1 protein-coding gene and 2 pseudogenes are annotated in these 1,204 nt (G+C 62.2%); all 3 read left to right on the forward strand.

The window, feature by feature from the left end:
• Nucleotides 1-262 (forward strand): annotated as a pseudogene (locus ACIP0B_RS28545) (NADH-quinone oxidoreductase subunit C/D); the annotation flags it as partial.
• Between the two features lie 2 nt (nt 263-264).
• A complete protein-coding gene (gene nuoE / locus ACIP0B_RS28550) occupies nt 265-762 on the forward strand; it encodes an NADH-quinone oxidoreductase subunit NuoE (RefSeq protein ID WP_085579799.1) in 498 nt (165 codons plus the stop codon).
• Nucleotides 759-1,151, forward strand: a pseudogene (locus tag ACIP0B_RS28555) (NADH-quinone oxidoreductase subunit F); the annotation flags it as partial. The gene nuoE and the pseudogene ACIP0B_RS28555, both read left to right, overlap by 4 nt.
• Between the last annotated feature and the right edge of the window lie 53 nt (nt 1,152-1,204).

A 1,204-nucleotide genomic window follows, 5' to 3' on the forward strand; every position in this document is an offset into this window, starting at 1 on the left:
CCTGATCACGCACTTCCTGCAGGTTTCGTGGGGCCCGGTCATGCCGGCCAACGAATCCTTCCAGATGATCGAAGCGACCAAGGGCATCAACAGGTATTACCTGACGAGCGACGGCGGCACCATGAGCTACCGTACCCGGATCCGCACTCCGAGCTTCGCACACCTGCAACAGATCCCTTCGGTGATCAAAGGCAGCATGGTCGCGGACCTGATCGCGTACCTGGGTAGTATCGACTTCGTTATGGCCGACGTGGACCGCTAAGCATGAACAGCACGCTTATCCAGACAGACCGTTTCACCTTGAGTGAAGCCGAGCGCTCGGCCATCGAGCACGAGATGCACCACTACGAAGACCCGCGCGCGGCGTCGATCGAAGCCCTGAAGATCGTGCAGAAGGCACGCGGCTGGGTGCCGGACGGCGCCGTGTACGCCATCGGCGAAGTCCTCGGCATCCCCGCCAGCGACGTCGAAGGCGTGGCCACGTTCTACAGCCAGATCTTCCGCCAGCCGGTGGGCCGCCACATCATCCGCGTCTGCGACAGCATGGTCTGCTACATCGGCGGCCACGAGTCCGTCGTCAGCCAGATCCAGAGCGAGCTGGGCATCGGCCTCGGTCAGACCACCGCCGACGGCCGCTTCACCCTGCTGCCGGTCTGCTGCCTGGGCAACTGCGACAAGGCACCGGCGCTGATGATCGACGACGACACCTTTGGCGACGTACAGCCTGCCGGCGTCGCCAAACTGCTCGAGGGCTACGTATGACCCTGACTTCTTTCGGTCCTGCCAACCGCATCCAGCGTTCGGCCGAGACCCACCCGCTGACCTGGCGCCTGCGTGACGACGGCGAGCCTGTCTGGCTCGACGAGTACCAGGCCAAGAACGGCTATGCCGCCGCCCGCAAGGCCTTCGCCGACATGAGCCAGGACGACATCGTCCAGACCGTGAAGGACTCGGGCCTCAAGGGCCGCGGCGGCGCAGGCTTCCCCACCGGCGTGAAGTGGGGCCTGATGCCGAAGGACGAATCCATCGACATCCGCTACCTGCTGTGCAACGCGGACGAAATGGAGCCCAACACCTGGAAGGACCGCATGCTGATGGAGCAACTGCCCCATCTGCTGATCGAAGGCATGCTAATGATCGGAAGAGCGTTGTTTAGGTAAAGAGTGTTAATGTTTGTGTTGTTCTATTTGTTCTCCGTATCATT

Source organism: Pseudomonas sp. NPDC089534 (assembly GCF_044749305.1).
In the GTDB taxonomy this organism is placed as follows: domain Bacteria; phylum Pseudomonadota; class Gammaproteobacteria; order Pseudomonadales; family Pseudomonadaceae; genus Aquipseudomonas; species Aquipseudomonas ekonensis.